General features: G+C 34.9%; 13 protein-coding genes, 4 pseudogenes, 1 riboswitch and 1 other annotated feature. Of the genes and pseudogenes, 11 read left to right on the forward strand and 6 right to left on the reverse strand.

The genetic code is table 11. The annotated features are described in order from the left end of the window. Positions 1-91: 91 nt before the first annotated feature. From CP366_RS09090 to CP366_RS09125, 6 genes and pseudogenes are all read left to right on the forward strand, one after another. Entirely contained in the window at positions 92-748 is a 657-nt protein-coding gene (locus tag CP366_RS09090; protein ID WP_233197981.1) for a M1 family aminopeptidase, read from the forward strand. 116 nt (positions 749-864) lie between these two features. Continuing rightward, positions 865-1,716, forward strand: a complete 852-nt coding sequence (locus tag CP366_RS09095) for a hypothetical protein (protein WP_089148039.1) — start codon at positions 865-867, stop codon at positions 1,714-1,716. 140 nt (positions 1,717-1,856) lie between these two features. Beyond that, positions 1,857-3,164, forward strand: coding sequence for a glycosyltransferase (locus tag CP366_RS09105; protein WP_089146082.1), 1,308 nt, complete (start codon positions 1,857-1,859; stop codon positions 3,162-3,164). After that, positions 3,164-4,261 carry a glycosyl hydrolase family 8 gene (locus CP366_RS09110; RefSeq protein WP_089148038.1) on the forward strand — a complete coding sequence of 366 codons (1,098 nt, stop codon included), beginning with the start codon at positions 3,164-3,166 and terminating at the stop codon, positions 4,259-4,261. Before CP366_RS09105 ends, CP366_RS09110 begins: the two co-directional genes overlap by 1 nt. A 117-nt stretch (positions 4,262-4,378) precedes the next feature. Further along, positions 4,379-5,106 (forward strand): annotated as a pseudogene (locus CP366_RS09115) (transposase). Between the two features lie 390 nt (positions 5,107-5,496). After that, positions 5,497-6,171 (forward strand): annotated as a pseudogene (locus CP366_RS09125) (reverse transcriptase domain-containing protein); the annotation flags it as partial. Positions 6,172-6,246: 75 nt separating this feature from the next. On the opposite strand, the gene ribH reads toward CP366_RS09125, so the two are convergent. From ribH to ribD, 4 genes are read right to left on the reverse strand one after another with little or no spacing between them, the layout of a single operon-like run. After that, on the reverse strand, positions 6,247-6,711 hold the full coding sequence (gene ribH / locus CP366_RS09130; RefSeq protein ID WP_005722846.1) for a 6,7-dimethyl-8-ribityllumazine synthase: 465 nt from the start codon (positions 6,709-6,711) through the stop codon (positions 6,247-6,249). Between the two features lie 14 nt (positions 6,712-6,725). Further along, complete coding sequence (locus tag CP366_RS09135) at positions 6,726-7,904, reverse strand: bifunctional 3,4-dihydroxy-2-butanone-4-phosphate synthase/GTP cyclohydrolase II (RefSeq protein ID WP_060462467.1); 1,179 nt, start codon at positions 7,902-7,904, stop codon at positions 6,726-6,728. Between the two features lies 1 nt (position 7,905). Then, positions 7,906-8,502, reverse strand: coding sequence for a riboflavin synthase (locus CP366_RS09140; RefSeq protein WP_089148035.1), 597 nt, complete (start codon positions 8,500-8,502; stop codon positions 7,906-7,908). After that, a complete protein-coding gene (ribD, locus tag CP366_RS09145) occupies positions 8,495-9,553 on the reverse strand; it encodes a bifunctional diaminohydroxyphosphoribosylaminopyrimidine deaminase/5-amino-6-(5-phosphoribosylamino)uracil reductase RibD (protein ID WP_089148034.1) in 1,059 nt (352 codons plus the stop codon). Before ribD ends, CP366_RS09140 begins: the two co-directional genes overlap by 8 nt. Before the next feature lie 112 nt (positions 9,554-9,665). Then, a riboswitch (FMN riboswitch) is annotated at positions 9,666-9,780 on the reverse strand. 75 nt (positions 9,781-9,855) lie between these two features. Between ribD and CP366_RS09150 the strand changes: the two are divergent. Beyond that, positions 9,856-10,593: pseudogene (locus CP366_RS09150) on the forward strand (ATP-binding cassette domain-containing protein); the annotation flags it as partial. Positions 10,594-10,895: 302 nt separating this feature from the next. Here CP366_RS09150 and CP366_RS09155 read toward each other — a convergent pair. After that, positions 10,896-11,580, reverse strand: a pseudogene (locus CP366_RS09155) (TMEM175 family protein). A 161-nt stretch (positions 11,581-11,741) separates the two neighbouring features. Here CP366_RS09155 and CP366_RS09160 point away from each other — a divergent pair. From CP366_RS09160 to CP366_RS10955, 4 genes are all read left to right on the forward strand, one after another. Beyond that, on the forward strand, positions 11,742-12,203 hold the full coding sequence (locus tag CP366_RS09160) for a low temperature requirement protein A (protein WP_063613118.1): 462 nt from the start codon (positions 11,742-11,744) through the stop codon (positions 12,201-12,203). Next, the gene (locus CP366_RS09165) at positions 12,190-12,813 is read left to right on the forward strand and encodes an NUDIX hydrolase (RefSeq protein WP_013086240.1); all 624 of its coding nucleotides are present in this window, start codon (positions 12,190-12,192) and stop codon (positions 12,811-12,813) included. The genes CP366_RS09160 and CP366_RS09165 overlap by 14 nt, the downstream gene beginning before the upstream one ends. Before the next feature lie 79 nt (positions 12,814-12,892). After that, positions 12,893-13,139 (forward strand) — a binding site (T-box leader). A 58-nt stretch (positions 13,140-13,197) separates the two neighbouring features. Then, a complete protein-coding gene (gene brnQ, locus CP366_RS09170) occupies positions 13,198-14,574 on the forward strand; it encodes a branched-chain amino acid transport system II carrier protein (protein ID WP_065990855.1) in 1,377 nt (458 codons plus the stop codon). Between the two features lie 116 nt (positions 14,575-14,690). Then, complete coding sequence (locus CP366_RS10955; RefSeq protein WP_233197982.1) at positions 14,691-16,430, forward strand: plasmid pRiA4b ORF-3 family protein; 1,740 nt, start codon at positions 14,691-14,693, stop codon at positions 16,428-16,430. Positions 16,431-16,485: 55 nt separating this feature from the next. Here the strand turns inward: CP366_RS10955 and tpx are convergent, their stop codons facing one another. After that, entirely contained in the window at positions 16,486-16,980 is a 495-nt protein-coding gene (gene tpx / locus CP366_RS09180; RefSeq protein ID WP_065990857.1) for a thiol peroxidase, read from the reverse strand. Between the last annotated feature and the right edge of the window lie 271 nt (positions 16,981-17,251).

The raw sequence follows: 17,251 nt of genomic DNA on the forward strand, positions 1-17,251 counted from the left end.
TTTTAGCTTATAATATGGCATATTGTCTAGAACGATTTAACTAGCACCACGCGTACGTGATTTTGTAATTGTGGCTTCTAACAAGTTCAAGGTGAGTTCTACCAAGGTAAATGGCATTAAGATCAATAATAATTATTATGCTGGTAAAAGTGCCAAGATTTATAACCAACTTGCAAAGCAGACAGCAGTGGATAGCATCAAGCTGTTTACTAAAAAATATGGGCCATATCCATATTCCGAATTAGATCTTACCGAATCGCCATTTAGTAGCGATACTGGAGGTATGGAATATAGTGGCTTAGTAATGATTGCTCAAGATACTTTTGCTCGCAAAAAAGCAGCTTCTAAGGAAGATTATGACAGCGTCATTGAAATTGTTAGTCATGAAGTAGCCCATCAATGGTTCTTCAATACCGTGGGTAATGATGAATATACTGAACCTTGGCTTGACGAAGGAATGGCAGAATTCTCGGAAGATATTATCTTTGATTTATCTCCAATTAACAAGATTCCTAAGAAATATGATGAAGCTGATACTGCCTATAATGGTGGAAAAAGTTTTTATTCTCTGTTGCGTTATCTAATGGGTGAAAAGAAATTCGACCAAGCTATGCGGGATTATTATCAAACCTATTATCTAAAACAAGCAACCGGTAAAGACTTTATTGCGATTATCAAAAAACATGATAATTCCAAAGCTGTCAATGATTTAATTAAGCGCTATATTTCACCAAAATATTTACAATAAGTTTTAAGCTAGTAGAGAAAATCTACTAGTTTTTTTCTATTCTTGCATTTCTTTGCCTAAATTATTACAATGAAAAATTGTAAATAAATAGCATAATTGAGGATGATGTTATAAAAATGACCAGAAAGTATTTTAAATTAGCAGGTTTAGCTTATCTTGCCAGCGTTACTTTCCCGATATTGTTATTATGGCTAGCAAGATTATACCCAGCTAATGTCTTTAATGGCCTAGTAATGATTTTGATTTTGGCGATTTTAACCGGCTTAATCTTTTCAAGAGTCGATGTTACTTGGCTGATTTTAATTCTTACCACGATTGGAGCAGGATTCTTACTGTTAGGCTATGTAGTAATGCCAGTTAAGGAAAAATTTTTATTATTGATTGCTTATCCTATTGAGGCTAGTCTAGTTACCGTCATTAGACAGCACATCATTCGCTGGAGCTTTTTTACCAATCGCAATGACGAAATTCGGTATTATAATTCGCTTTATGACCGGAGGTTAAAGCTAAGAACTTTCGATAGTGCGGAAAAATTTTATCAGAATGAACTACATAAAATTGAGCAGCATCCCGAACTCGATTTATGGTCCAACGTTCAAATTGTGAGTTGGGATCAACATAAGCAGTATGCGGAAGCTCATCCTAATAGTCATGATCGGATCCTGAAGCAGATTACTAAAGTTTTGAAAAATAATCGACTTAAGGGGGAGTTTATTTACTTTATGGGAGATGCGACTTTTTTGATAATTTCGCCAGAAATCCCCAATGAATTAGTAAAAAAGGTCAATCACATCGTTGATACAAAATTAAGCGAGTTAGAGTTGCCGATTCCTGTTTCGCTAAAACATGCGAGTGTCTATATTAATGTCGATAATAGTGATAGATTTCCTGATTTGATAGCTGTAATTCGTTTTTTGCGTCGTGAATTGGAAACTGAAATTGTGACTGAATACATAAAGGAAAGATAGCAAAATGAACTGGTTTTATTATTTGTCCGTGATTATTTCTGTAATCTTTGCAATTGCATTTTTAGTGATTTTTTTCTGTGCTTATAAAATTTATGGCAATATCGAACAGGCATTAATGAAGAGTCAGAAAGGAGAATTGGATGACTGAAGGCTTTCAGATATTGACTTTGATTTCAATTTGGTTATCGATTCTATTTTCATTAATTACGCTTTGGGGAGGGGTGCTTTTCTGGTTAAAACACAGTAAAGAAATTGCTAAAATTACACCACTTGAGTATTATCCTACCGTTTCTATTGTTGTACCGGCTCATAATGAAGAAGCTGTTATTCAAAAGACCAGTAGAGCAATTTTGAATTTGAATTACCCCGCAGATAAAGTCGAAATTTTGATTTTTGCTGATAATTGCACTGATCGAACAGCGGAATTGGCTGAAGCCATTGGCAATCGGACTGAATATCAGAAACGACAGTTTAAAGTGATCAGAAGAACTGGTGAAGGTGGTAAATCAGGAGTTTTGAACGATGCGCTTAAGATGATCCACGGCGACTACTTATGCGTTTATGATGCCGATGCGATGCCTGAAGAAAATGCCTTGTATTTCTTGATCAAAAAGGTATTGGAAGATCCAGAACGTTATGTGGCTAGCTTTGGACGGAATAAGACGCGGAATGCAAAGCAAAACTTTTTGACTAGCTGTATAAACTTGGAAATTGTGGTAACGCATCGAATTCAGCACTGCGGAGTTTGGCAATTATTCAAAATTGGGCGCATTCCGGGCACTAACTTTGTGATTAAGACGGCTTTTTTAAAAGAGTTAGGTGGTTTTCGTTCTGGTGCTTTAACTGAAGATACTGATTTGTCATTTACGATTTTGGGCACTGGTAAATTAATTGCCCTAGCACATAATTCTGAAGCCTTTCAACAAGAACCAGAGAAGCTAAAGGACTATTATTATCAACGCTTGCGGTGGGCTAAAGGTAATTACGAAGTAGTAATTAACAATTTTCGGCATTTATTTGACCATAGTAATTGGCGGGTCAAACTTGAAACTTTTTATATGTCCAGTATCTTTTTCTGGTTTAATGCAGCAGTAGTCTTATCAGATATCTTTTTCATTGTTAATCTGATTTTTGCAGTAATAAAAATTTGGGTACCAACAGTTGAGATGCCATTTACTTTTACTGCTGGGAATCTATTGCTCAGTCAAGTATTACTTTTTAATTGGTTGTTGATGATTCTACTCTATGTACTCCAAATCAGTGTGGCTGCCAGTACACAATTTGGTCAGGTTACAACTAGACAACTTTGGCTTGCTGTGGCATCATATTTTACATACTCACAGCTGTTTATCATTATATCGATTAATGCGGTTTGGTCAGCAATTGCTGACAGACTTTTCCATCGCGAAGCAACGAAGTGGGTAAAAACAAAGAGGTTTACAGATTGATGTTAAAAAACAAAAACAGGATTACCCCAATTTTGATCTTACTGACTATTGGGCTTTTTATCGCGATCATGTTTTATGTTCGTGGTAGTAATAACCGCACCTTGCACCGTAATTTGTACCGTCAATGGAAAGAAGATTATGTGGTTGAAGAAAGTGATGGAAAAACTTGGATAAAAGCTGCACCACGCACAAGCTTGTCTGAAGGTCAAGGCTATGGCATGTTGATCGCTGCTATAGCTGGTGAAAAGGGTTGGGCTAAAAAAGAGGATTTTCAACGGTTATATCGGTTTTACCTGGCTAATCGATTGACTATCAATGACCAACAAACTGAATTAATGTCATGGAAGCAAGTAGATAAAAAAGTTTATTCTACTAGTGCAACTGATGGCGATTTATACATTGCAGAAAGTTTGATTAAAGCGGGAAAACTCTGGAACGAACCCAAGTACTTGCAGCAGGCTAAGCTATTATTAGCTGATATCTTACGTTATGATTATAATTCGACTACTCAGACGCTGACTGTTGGTGATTGGGCTAATAAGAAATCGAAGTATTATTACTTAATGCGAACCTCTGACGTGTTACCGACGTACTTTGATGATTTTTATCAGTTGACTGGTAATTCTCAATGGTTAACGATCAAGAAGGTAATGCTGACAAAACTATATCAATTGAGCAAGCAACATTCTTCTGGCTTAGTTCCAGATTTTGCTTGGATTAGTAAAAAAGGTGTTAGACCAGCTAAAGCTAATGAAGTAGCTGGAAAAAACGATGGTGATTATTCTGGCAATGCTTGTCGCGTACCATTATTTTTAGCTACTAGCAAAGATGCACGAGCAAAAAAAATTGTTACTAAAATGTTACGCTTTTTCAGCAAGCAAAAACAAGTGACTGCTGGCTATCAATTGAATGGTAAAGCGTTAAACAATTATCCTTCACCGAGTATTAGTGCTCCGATCTTTTTTGCAGTGCAACAATTAAAGAAACCGGAATTTGATAATTTATTTGTTTCACAACAGTATGTTTTTACTAATCGTTTGACTGATACGAATTATTACGATGCAGCATTAATTACATTGGTCGCTATGATGGAATAGTTTTTTATTAGGAAAGATTTCCCGGATTTAAAATTGAAGTGCAACACTAATTGTTAAACAAAAAGGCCATGAAGACCTAAACTTGAAGTGACGAAAAATCAAGAAAGGAAGATCTTCATGACTAATTCAAATTCTAGCATTTCTAAGCACTATCATCAATTAACCAGCGTACAACGTGGACAAATTCAAGCAATGCTGGATTCCGGCATAACTTCCCGTACTGTTATCGCTCAAGAAGTTGGCTGCCATAAGTCGACAATCAGTCGCGAAATCAAACGCGGAAGCGTCCTGCAAAGAGACAGCAGCTATTTATTGTATGAGCACTATTACGCTGATACTGCACAGATTTATTATGAGAAGCGTCGCAAAAACTGCTATCAGCGCAATCCATTGAAGCATTATGCTGTCTTTTTGAGAATGCTCTCCAGACGCTTTAAAGCTAAATTTGATGCCACCAGCATCGATGAGTTCGTTGGTGAATTCAAAAGGACTATGCCAGGCTACCCTTGTCCCAGCACACCAACCGTCTATCGCTATATTGATCAGGGCTTGCTGGACATAAGCAATATTGATCTGCCTATGAAGCTCAAAAGACGCAGGAACAAGCGTCATCACAGCCATGGCGGTCACGCTTTGCACAAGAATCAGCCTGCTTTAATGACTTTAACTGAAAGAACCACACGCTTTGAAGTAGTTATCAAGATTCCTGACTATCGGGCAAGCACATGAAAGACAAGTCAAAAGCTTATGTTCAACAGGCAACCAATGCCATTAACCACAAATATCGCCGAATCCTCCAATATCAGACAGCAGAAGAACTCTTCAAGCAATATATTTCTTCATAGCCTAACTGTTGCACTTAATTTGACAATTCAGGGAAGAATTAATTATCATATTTCCCGCAAAAAAGTTGTTGTGCAAAATTATCCTATCAAAGAAACGGGAGCTACCTACTTGCTAAAGCCATATGAGCTACTAGTAGAAAAAACTTATAATTAGACCTTTGAGTCACCAAGCGTATTAGTGCTTCGGTGGCTTTTTGCTTGTGTGTCGGGCATGACATTTCATCTAATCCAATGAAAGTTTGGATCACGGGTAGTTGTCGCCAAGTGTAGTGAACCACAAGCCGATAGCGGTGACGCTATGAGTGAAAGAAGTGGCTAGCAAGTTTTCCGAGCCTACGTACAGAAATCTGGTCAGGCCAAATGGTGGATAAGACTGCAAGACAAGTCGAAGTCCAACAGGCAATAGCTCAAGTACTAATGAGGATCTATGATCCTCACTTTAGCGAGCATAGCTATGGCTTTAGACCAAATCGCAGTGCGCATGATGCCATTGAACAAGTATTGGAATATCTTGATGATGGATATCAATGGGTAATTGATTTAGATATTGAGAAATATTTTGACACGGTCAATCATGATAAATTAATTTCAATAATTAGAGAACGAGTAAATGACAAAACCACCCTCCATTTGATTCGGTCATTCTTAAAATTCGGTATCATGGAAGATGGTTTGGTTAAGCCCAATAAGATTGGCGTGCCTCAAGGCGGACCGCTTTCGCCAATCCTGTCCAAGCTTTATAACAAGATTAGAGAGCTTCTTTGTCGCAGGAAAGCAGCTGCTCAACCTCTATCGTTAGTCTTTACTAAGGTAAATCAAGTGGTCAGAGGTTGGATTAACTACTTTAAAATTGGCGGTATGAAATACTTTCTATTTAAATTCAGTCAATGGCTGCGCCATAAGATACGGGTAGTAATCATTAAACAATGGAAACTGCCAAGAAGAATATACACTAATTTAATGCGGATTAACAAGGCATTAAAGTGCAATTTTAGCGACGAAGATATTCATAAAGTAGCTAATACGCGATTAGGTTGGTATAAACGCAGTACCGGACATGTCGTTACAAACGTAGCGCCGGATACGGAACCGTACGTTCGGTGCAATGAGAGGGGCGAGAATTAATCTCCCTCTACTCTATTACTTTATTTGTTTATTTAGCGAAATCATTTCTAATAGACTCTGAGCAGTAGAGGAACCTTCATTGCCAGCTTTTAAGCCGGATCGTTGCAAGGCTTGATCAATATTCTCAGTGGTTAAAATACCAAAAGTTATTGGGACTTCTGCTTTAAGATTCATCTGCATAATTGCGTTTGTAACATTCTGAATAATCATGCTGTAATGATCAGTCTCACCTTTAATGACAGCGCCTAAAGTCATAATACCATCGTAGTTATTTGAATTGAGAAGCTTATTAGCAGTAAAACCAATTTCAAAAGCACCTGGGACCCAATAGATATCGATCTGATCTTCAAGTACTCCAAATTGTTTTAAGCTAGCAATAGCACCATCAACTAAATGATGGGTAACAATTTCGTTAAACTTAGATGCGACGATTGCGATATGATAATTATTGTTTTTAAAATTTCCTTCGTAAATATTCATTTCTATGTTCCTTACTATAATGCTCCTAATAAATGATGGAATTTATCTCGTTTGGTTTCTAAATAGTCATGATTTACCTCATTAGCAGGAATCTCCAGGGGAATTCTTTTTTCAATAGTAATACCGTTATTTTCTAATTGATCAATTTTATCAGGATTATTAGTAAGCAAATTGATATGACTAATACCTAGATCTTTTAAAATCTTGGCAGCAATAATATAATTTCGTTCATCTGGCTTAAAACCTAAAATTTCATTTGCTTCATAAGTGTCATAACCTTGGTCCTGTAAACCATAAGCTTTTAATTTGTTAATTAATCCAATTCCGCGTCCTTCTTGTCGTAAATAAAGAATTATGCCACTACCATTTTTATTAATTTGCTTCATGGCAGTATGTAATTGATCACCGCAATCGCAGCGCATTGAGCCAAACGTATCACCAGTGAGGCATTCTGAATGAAGACGTACTAAAACTGGCTTTTTAGGATCAATCTTTCCTTTAATAATAGCTAAGTTTTCATTGGCGAAAGCCTTAATTTTGAAATTGCCATATTTAGTAGGAAGGTTTACAAATTCTGAGCGCTTACTCACTGGACTATTAATATATTCTTGTAATTCCGCAATTGTCAAGAATGGTAAGTGATATTCTTTAGCAATTTCTTTCAGTTGGGGACGACGAGCCATATGGCCATCAGCTTTCATAACTTCACAAATATATGCAACTTCTGGTTCGCCAGCAAGATGAGCTAAGGCAATAGAAGCTTCTGTGTGACCATTACGATTCTTGATTTGATCATCTTTAGCGACTAATGGAAAACAGTGACCTGGTCTAAAGAAGTCTTCTGGCTTGGAAGTAGGATCAGCAATTGCCTTGATAGTTGCCGCACGATCATAAGCAGAAATACCAGTAGTGGTGGTTTTGTAATCAACACTGATTGTAAAAGCTGTACCGTATGGATCAGTATTATTTTGTTCCATTTGGTAGAAATTTAAACGTTGGGCAATTGTTTTGCTTACAGGGGTGCAAAGTAAGCCACGAGCATGTTTGGTCATAAAGTTAACATTTTCAGGAGTAACTTTAGACCCTAAGCCGATCATATCACCTTCAGATTCACGATCTTCATCATCAGCAACAATCACTAAACCACCATTTTTCATCCATTGAATTGCATTTTGAATTTTTCTAACATCCATTTTAATTTCTCTTTTCTAAATTTTTTGCAACATATTTTCCGATAATGTCGGTTTCCAAATTTACTTCATCATTTATCTGTAAGTTGGCTAAATTGGTTTCGTCTTGAGTATGTGGAATTAGACCTACCGAAAAACTGTTATCTTTAACATCCATCACTGTTAATGAAACGCCATTTAAAGCAATACTACCCTGAGGTACGATCTGTGTTGATAATCGGGCAGGAAACTTAAACCAAATTTCAATTGCATTTTCATTCTGTGCTATTTTAGTAACTGTTGCCAAATCATCGATATGTCCCGTAACAAGATGACCTTCTAAACGTTGACCGACTTCTAATGAACGCTCAACGTTAAGTTGATCACCGTTATGCAAATTCTTAAAAACAGTTTTCTTATAAGTCTGAGGCATCATGGTTACAACAAAACTAGTTTCAGTAAAACTTTCAACCGTCAAACAAGTCCCATTAATTGCAATTGAATCACCGACCGTTAGCTCATTAGTAAAGTCTGCAGGGCACGAAACGGTTAGCTTAATTGTTTGCTTGTGTTTATCAATTTCTTTAATATGAGCATCCCCGCGAACTAGACCACTAAACATGTTTTAATTCACCTGCAATTCGTTCATTGTTGCCAAAGGCTGTTTTTTTAACATTTGTCAAAGGAACAGTTTCGTTTGGTACTAAACCTGTTACGCCTTCATCTCCAAGAAAGATCGGCGCCGTATATTTAATTACTTCATTAACAAAAATTTCATTCATAATTGCTTTTTCCAAAGTAGGGCCACCTTCTACATAAAATGACTGGATTTCTTTTGTACTCAAATAATCAAATACTTCTTGGATCTTGTTTGTTGCTAAATGAATAATTTTGATTTTAGAATTAGTAAAGTTGTTTTTAGACATTTGCTTATTTTGAGTGAAAATCCAAGTGGGATTTGTATCACTTAATAAGCGAAGTCGTAAATGATTTAACAGCCGTCCGCGACGATCAATGATAATACGGATTGGCGGATAGTCACTTTTGACATTAGTTCTTAAAATAGGGTCATCAATGATAGCAGTCGAAGAACCAATCATAATTGCTTGATAATCAGCACGTTCAGAATGAACTTGCTGATACACTGCTTGATTAGTGATTGGAGTTCGCTGGCCGCGCATTGCAACTTTATTATCTAAACTAGTTGCTTCTTTGACTGTGATCCAGGGAAACCCATATTGGTAAAAATAGCTGTAGAACTTATTAAGTTTACTTGCGTCATCAGCTAAAACACCAGTAGTTACTTGAATCCCATTCTTTTGTAGTTGGGCAATTCCTTTTCCAGTAACCAGTTTGTGTGGATCGATTTGTCCAACTACAACACGTTTAATCCCACTTTTGATAATTAAATCTGAGCAGGGAGGCTGTTTACCATAATGGTTGCATGGCTCAAGGGTGACATAGAGAGTTGAATTAAATAATTGTTCTGGGGTTAATTTTGAAATGGCATCGCGTTCTGCATGATTTTGTCCATAATGGTGATGATAGCCAGTAGCTAAGACTTGACCGTTTTTAACAATTACGGCACCAACCATAGGATTTTTCCATGTTTGATAGCGACCTTTTTTAGCTTCTTCTAAAGCTAAATTCATATAAAAATTATCTTTTTCCATTAAAATCACTTCCTCGTAGAGCAAAAAAGAACCTCGAGTATTCTCGAGGTTCAGTAATAATATTCAAAGTCAAATAATCAAAGTAAATGCAAATAAGCGTTACTTATTGGTTATCATTCTTCTATCATCTAGACTATACTATCGGTACCGATTATCGGATTCCACCGCTTTCGCGGGTTGCGGACTTCACCGCCGGTCAGGAATTTCACCTTGCCTCGAAGAACATTTATTTAATTCAACTTTATCGTAAAACTGAACTAGCTAAATGTCAATAATTAATTTAAGCGGTTACAAACAAAAACAGATTAAATAAGGGAGCGATCGGACATCAAGCTGCAAAGATGATGAAGAAGTCGATTAATGCACGCAATCGCATGGATAAAAAGATTGCAGAAAAAGAAGGAATGCTAAAGAATATTGAAAAAGTTCCTACTCTGACTATGAATTTTCAGGCAGATTATCATCGTGAGATTTTGCAACTTAATGATCTTAGCTTGCAACTAAAAAATAGTAGAGAATTATTTAAAAACTTGACTTTGTCTCTGAATAATCATGAGATTATTGCTGTTGAAGGTAAAAATGGTTCTGGAAAGTCAACATTGATTAAGTATTTACTGGGTATCTCTCAAAATCTAATTGCCAAAGGTAATTATGAGCTAATTGAAAGTTTGAAAATCTCTTATTTACCACAAGAATTTGTAATGTATAGCGGATCATTAAAAGACTTTGCTAAAAAATATCATTTGTCTTATGAAGCTTTGTTGAGCAATCTTAAGAAAATGGGATTTGCGCGTGCTGATTTTACAACTAGAATTGAAAAAATGAGTATGGGACAACAGAAACGAGTAGCTTTGGCTAAGTCATTGACAGAACCTGCTAATTTATATTTATGGGATGAGCCAGCAAATTATTTAGATGTATTCAATCAAGATCAATTAATTAAGCTTCTTAAGAGTGTGAAGCCAACGATGTTACTAATTGAGCATGATCCTTACTTCATTACATCGGTAGCTGATCAGCAGATTAAATTAACAAATTAACTAGGTATTTCTATAAAATAATCTTATTAGGAAAAGTAAAATTGTAAGATATATTGGTTGGAAAGTCCGATTATCATAGGCATAATAAGCTATAGAGGTGATAAACATGAAAAATGAATTTTGTCACGATGAAATGAAATGTCAGAAAAATTGTCCTTGTGCAGATAAGGATGGCATTTGCCACTGCAAAATGGTAAATAGTAAAGAATGTGTTTGCAAGAGTCATTGTAAGGAACAAGAAAAGTAACAAAAGAGCGCCAGTAGATTTAGTTTAAGTTTACTGGCGCTCTTTTAAATAAAAATCACATAATTTTGTTGCGTTTAACTGGAAAAAGAAATGAAATAACTGGAACTATTAGATAAAGAATCATTGCTAGTTTTGCATTGAATAATGACAGAATGATCAATATTACATTTAAAAATAAAGTAACCGTCATTTTTCTAATAAAGGAGCGGCTAATAATAATTCGCATGATTTGGGAATAGCGCGCAGTATTTTTAGCACCAAAATATTGAATTAGATATTCTAAGATTTTGGCAATTAAAAAAACAATTCCAAAGTTAGCTACAGCGAAAGAAGAATTTTCAGCCATAATCCATTTAGTCATGACTGGCAGAAGTGATAAATCAGCTAGAAAAAAGAAGTCTAGAATGGCAATCGCTTTTGAAGGTTTGAAAATATAGTATGAAAAAGATAAATGTAGATCATACCAGAAATCTGCCACAATAAAAAAAGTGATTAAAAAGACAGCAATGTTGCTAATGAATTGCTGATAATGAATTTCATGCAGAGCAGGTTGAATTTCTAAAACAATAATTGTAATAATAATGGCCATCACTCCATCGTTAAAGGCTTGTAGATGTTCACGTAGGCTTTCAGGTTCTTTCTTTTGGGGACTCAGCTAATTCTTTTTTGACATTTTTTAATTTATCTTTTTCTTGGTCTGAGAACTGATTAAAATTGTGTTTTCTGGGATTTCGTGGCATAGTTATTCCTCCGATTAAATTAATGTGATAATCAATAATTACTTTAGCATAATTTTTTACAATCAAGCTAAAAATTGATTCTTACAAATTAATATCATAATTTGCTTTTTGGACAAATATAAAGCATGATAGACAGTAATCAAATATTAGGGGGGATTAGTTTGAAAAAAATAATAGCTAAGCCTGTTGGAATGTTTGAATTATTCTATGATTTAGTTTTCGTATACGCAATTTCTCGAATTACTGCAATGATTCATCATCCTGTTAATGGCAGTATTCCTTTAGTTACTTTTCTTCAATTTTTATTGGTTGTAATTGTAGTAATGCAAATTTGGCTTTATCAAGTTATCTATTTTAACCGATATAGCAAAAATCAATTTTTAGATATTGGCGGTTTAGTTTTAAATATGTTTGTAGCAGTTTATCTGGCTAACAATATTAATACTGAATGTCGATTTAGTATTCGTAATCTGTTAACATTGCTACTAATTTTTGCACTAGGAGTAAGTTACTTATGGGTTGTGATAAAATCTAAAATAGGTATTTCAATCTGCCTATTAATTTGGAATTTGTTATTTTTCTTAGAATTTTATATTAAAGGCAATAAAAATGAATTCAGATGATCAATTTATCAAGTGGGCGACAGATTTACAAAGTTTAGCTCAAGCAGGATTGCATTATGGTCATGATGTATTTGATCGTGAACGCTATGAAGAAATCCGTAAAATTGCAGGCGAAATGATGGCAGCTAAGACGGGTCTGCCTAAAGAACAAATTAAAACACTCTTTTTGGGTGATGAGGGCTATCAAACACCTAAGATTGATACGCGAGCAGCAATTTTTAAGGATAATAAAATTTTGCTTGTCCGTGAAAAAATGACTCAGGAATGGTCATTGCCAGGCGGCTGGAATGATTATGACCAAACTACAGCACAAAATTGTGTTAAAGAGGCATATGAAGAAGCAGGTAGAGTAGTTAGACCCGTCAAAATTATTGCAGTTCAAGATCGTAATCATCATAATAAACCAATTTTGGCCACCAACATTACGAAGGTATTTTACTTATGCAAAGAAATTAGTGGTGAATTTAAGCCGAACGATGAAACTGATGCTTGTGATTATTTTGCATTAGATAATTTACCGAAGCTTTCACTTGGGCGAAATACTGAGGAACAAATTACCATGTGTTTTGCGGCAAATAATGATCCTAATTGGCAGACTCAATTTGAATAGAAAATTTGGAAAATAAATAAAAAAGTTGTTGACAACGATTATATTTTGATTAAAATAATTATTAACAAATTTAATAAATCTGAAAACAAAGAGAAAGAAGAGGAATTTAGACTTAATTTACAGCGAGTCTCGTTAGGTGTGAGGAGATAAATCCTAAGTTTAAATGAAAATCACTTTCGAGTTCTATTTCTTAACTTAAAGTAAGAAGTAGTGGGAGCACCCATTATAGTGCCTACGTATCGTCAAGTAATTGACTGTACGTGAAAGGTATTACTAGCAATAGTGATATAAATAAAGGGTGGTACCACGCTCAAAGCGTCCCTCAGTTACAATTTGCAGCTGAGGGCCTTTTTTGTTTATCAGGGATGTTTTGGAGGAGAGAAAATGACAGATCATACATCGAAAAAACTTACATGGAAAAATTATCTCGTTGTTGCTTCCTTGCTGTTTGGATTATTTTTTGGGGCTGGTAACCTAATCTTTCCATTACATTTAGGACAACTAGCTGGAGCAAATTGGGGAACAGCTGCAGTTGGCTTTTTGATCACAGGGGTTTTATTACCATTATTATCTGTATTAGCAGTAGCAATTACTCATGCAAACGGAGTATACGACATCGGTAAGCCGCTGGGTGCCGGATTTGCAGTAGTATTTATGGTTTTAATCCATGCCACAATCGGACCATTGTTTGGTACCCCAAGAACTGCAACCGTTTCTTTCACAGTTGGTATTGCACCATTTATGCCGAAGAATATGCAAAGTTCCGCTTTACTTGTTTTCTCAGCTTTATTCTTTTTAGCTGCTTTTGCTTTTTCTTATCATCAAAATAATATCTTGTCTAACGTTGGTAAGGTATTAAATCCATTATTCTTGGCATTATTATTCCTAGTGTTTCTTGTAGCTTTTGCTCGTCCGTTGGGGAATCCACAAACTGCTGCAGTAACTGCTGCTTATAAGCATGGAGCATTAGTAAATGGCTTCTTAGAGGGTTATAACACAATGGATGCCTTAGCAGGCTTAGCCTTTGGGGTTACGGTTGTTACAGCTGTTCGTGGCATGGGACAAAAAGATGCTAAAAGTGTTTCAAAAGTTGTTGCTAAATCAGGTGTCTTGGCCGTTTTAGCAATCGGTTTTATCTACTTGTTATTGATCTTAATGGGTGCAATGTCTCTCGGACGCTTTGCAGTTTCTGATAACGGTGGGGTAGCCTTTAACCAAATCGTTAACGTTTATGGCGGTGTCTTTGGTCAAGCTTTACTTGCATTCTTATTGACAGTTACCTGTTTGACTACTGCAGTTGGTTTGGTTGCTGCTTTTGCGCAAGACTTTCATAAGCATTTTCCTAAGGTAAGTTACCACGTTTGGTTAGCACTTAGTTGTTTGGCATCATTCTTAGCCGCTAACTTTGGTTTGGATCAAATCATTTCATGGTCAACACCGATGTTAATGTTCTTATATCCTTTATCCATGGTTTTGATCTTGCTATCAGTTTGTTCACCATTGTTTAATAAGGCAGGTGTAGTTTACTTTTTCGTAATCCTATTTACTGTTGTACCAGCTTTAGGCGATATGGTAGTTGCTTTTCCAAGTGTGGTTAGTCAAAGTTCATTTGGTTTAGCAGTGGCTTCACTTAGAAATCATTTACCACTTGCTAGCATGGGCTTATCATGGTTAGTGCCAGCACTGGTAGGTTTAGCAATTGGTTTAGTTGTATATCATGTTAGAAATAAAAAGACAGTACCGGTTTTAGAAGAAGACTAAAATTTGTGTATTTTAGATGAAGGCAGTGATTGCCTTCATTTTTTTGCTTCTGAGATGAATAGTTGTGAATAGACATGATAAAATTAAAATGAAATTATTTTAATAAGGAGAACCACATGCTTCAAGTACGATACGGTACTAACTTAGCACCAGAAATTAAAGAAAATAAGATTGATATTATTAAAAACGAGCCTTTTACTACTTGGGATGCAGGTATAATAAATATTCAAAAGCAAAAGTACTATTTATTAGTTGAAAAAGACACTAGTTTTCCAATTTTATTAACTAAACTTGATGCTAAGCTATTTAATGATGTTTTTGCTAATGCGATTAAAAGCTATGACTTTATTTTGTTTAAACAGCAACAAAAATTAGTTTCAGCGGTAAAGTCCAAGCAAATGTCTTTTTACGATACTAAAAGCCAAGCTAATTTAATGCTAGAAAAAATTCGTAAACTTATAGAGGATAATCAAAACGAATATTTAAATTTGATTGATGTTGTAAAAGATGAAAAGAATATGGTAGATAAGCTAACTGTAATGTCAGCGGCTATTTTTGCCTTGGATAGTCAGATTGGACAAAATTTTATTTCTAAGATGATTGATGAGGTTAGTACGTATTTCCCTATTAAGCCGCAAAAACCAAATCGAAGATATAAGTATGTTGACTTAGTGCCAAAATTTGAAGATTTCTCTAATTTTGAAAAATATGAAAATAAACCAGTAAAAGGCAATGAAAAGATTGTTGCTAAAATTAAAGAAAATAATCAGAAACTCATTGATCAATATGCTAAATATGTACCAGCAGGAATAGGATATCTCCAACCTGATCAAATGCTGCCGGATTATCTAAATCATTATTTATTACGTAATAAGATCCATTTAGTTACTAATGATTTAGGAGAAGCGATTTCTTATTTATGGATTATGATATCTAACAATAAACTACATCCGCTAGAAATAGAGCAGATTACAAATACTTTGAAAAATTTCTATGTATTTTTGAGTAGAGTAGGTCTTATTCGTAAAACTGATAGTAAAGAAATAGGGATGAATATTGACTGGGTAGTTGAAGAAATTAATTCATACTCCGATCAAAGCCTGGATGAGGATTTGATAAACGACATGATAGCGGCAATTGAAGCAAATCCGAAAAAGATTTTGGAACTTGAAGATTTAGATCTGTCTCCTCAGGATTTGTCTAGAATTTTAGAAGGCTTGCGAAAAGATCTTGAGAGTCATGATAAAAAGCAGAAAACACGAAAAAAGACAATTTTTGAAAATCAAACTCGCAATCGAGCTACCTATGAAATTAGAGTAAAACTAAAGTCTTTTAAACCATCTACTTGGCGTAGATTTATTATTAGTGGCAATACGTCAGTGAAAACATTAGAAGTTGCTATGCTAGATATGTTTAATGCAGATTTTGGACATATGTTTGATTTGCTGAATAAAAAAACGCAGGAACGCTTTGAAAATGCAGAAAGTATCGCTGAAGCGAAAGATTGGGATCCGGCTACAGGCATAGATTATGAAAAAGCTAAGGTTTCGTATTTTGAAAAGAGAGATAAATTATTATTAACTTATGACTATGGCGATAGCTGGGAATTCGAAGTAGATATTAAGAACATCACTACTGATCAAGCAGCTCCTAAGTGTCCAAAAATACTTTCTGGAAAAGGTTATGGAATAATTGATGACATTGGTGGCGTATGGTCTTTGCAAGATTATTACGATACGCCTAATGATAAAGTAGATCCTGAAATGATTGATTGGTTAATGGGTGGAGAAGCAATTGATTTAGATAAGTTTAATAAGGAAGAACTTAATCAAAGAATGGAACAATATAAGAACTAAAGAAAAAAGATTACCTTAGCATATGTGTATATACTGAGGCAATCTTTTTTAAATTTTACAGCAACTTTTTTAATTCATTTACAGCAGTATTATAATCGGGCTCATGAGTAATTTCATCAACAATTTCACGATAAACGATTTTACCGTTAGGCTCAAGAATCCACACACTGCGTGCTAGTATTCCAGATTCTGGTATTAGTAAGCCAGTAGCTTTACCAAAAGATAATTTTTCATCAGACATTAATTGCATATTTTTAACACCTTCAGCCGCACACCAATTTTGTTGGTCTTTGATGGTATTAGTTGAAATAGTTAAAAAGTTAACGTCAGGAAACCGATCCATTGTTTTGTTAAAAGTCTTAGTTTGAATACTGCAAACGGAAGTGTTGATGTCTGGCACAACGCTGATTAAAGTATTTTTACCTAACAAATTATCTTTAGTAACTTCTTGCTTATTTTTGTCTAAAACTGTAAAGTTAGGCATTTCATCGCCAACCTTAGGTGGTGTGCCAATTAATTCAACTTCTTTTCCTTTAAAAGTAACTTTCATGAAATTCCTCCTTTTATTATCTTTTAACTTAAATATAGCAAACTTAGTTCAGTAACTTAAATATTTAGCTTACAGATATTAATTTTTAGGATTTTAAATTTTACTTTTGAATTTTAGCATCTTGTATTTTGAATTTAACCACTTATTTAAATAGTGAATTCGGAAAGGAAGACTTTTTATGTTAATTGGAACTTTTAGCTTATTATCAATAATGATGTTGTTAAATAATTGGTCTATCAATATTTGGACATTGTTTATTTTTATTCTTTTA

This window comes from Lactobacillus sp. UMNPBX15 (genome assembly GCF_002553785.1).
In the GTDB taxonomy this organism is placed as follows: domain Bacteria; phylum Bacillota; class Bacilli; order Lactobacillales; family Lactobacillaceae; genus Lactobacillus; species Lactobacillus crispatus.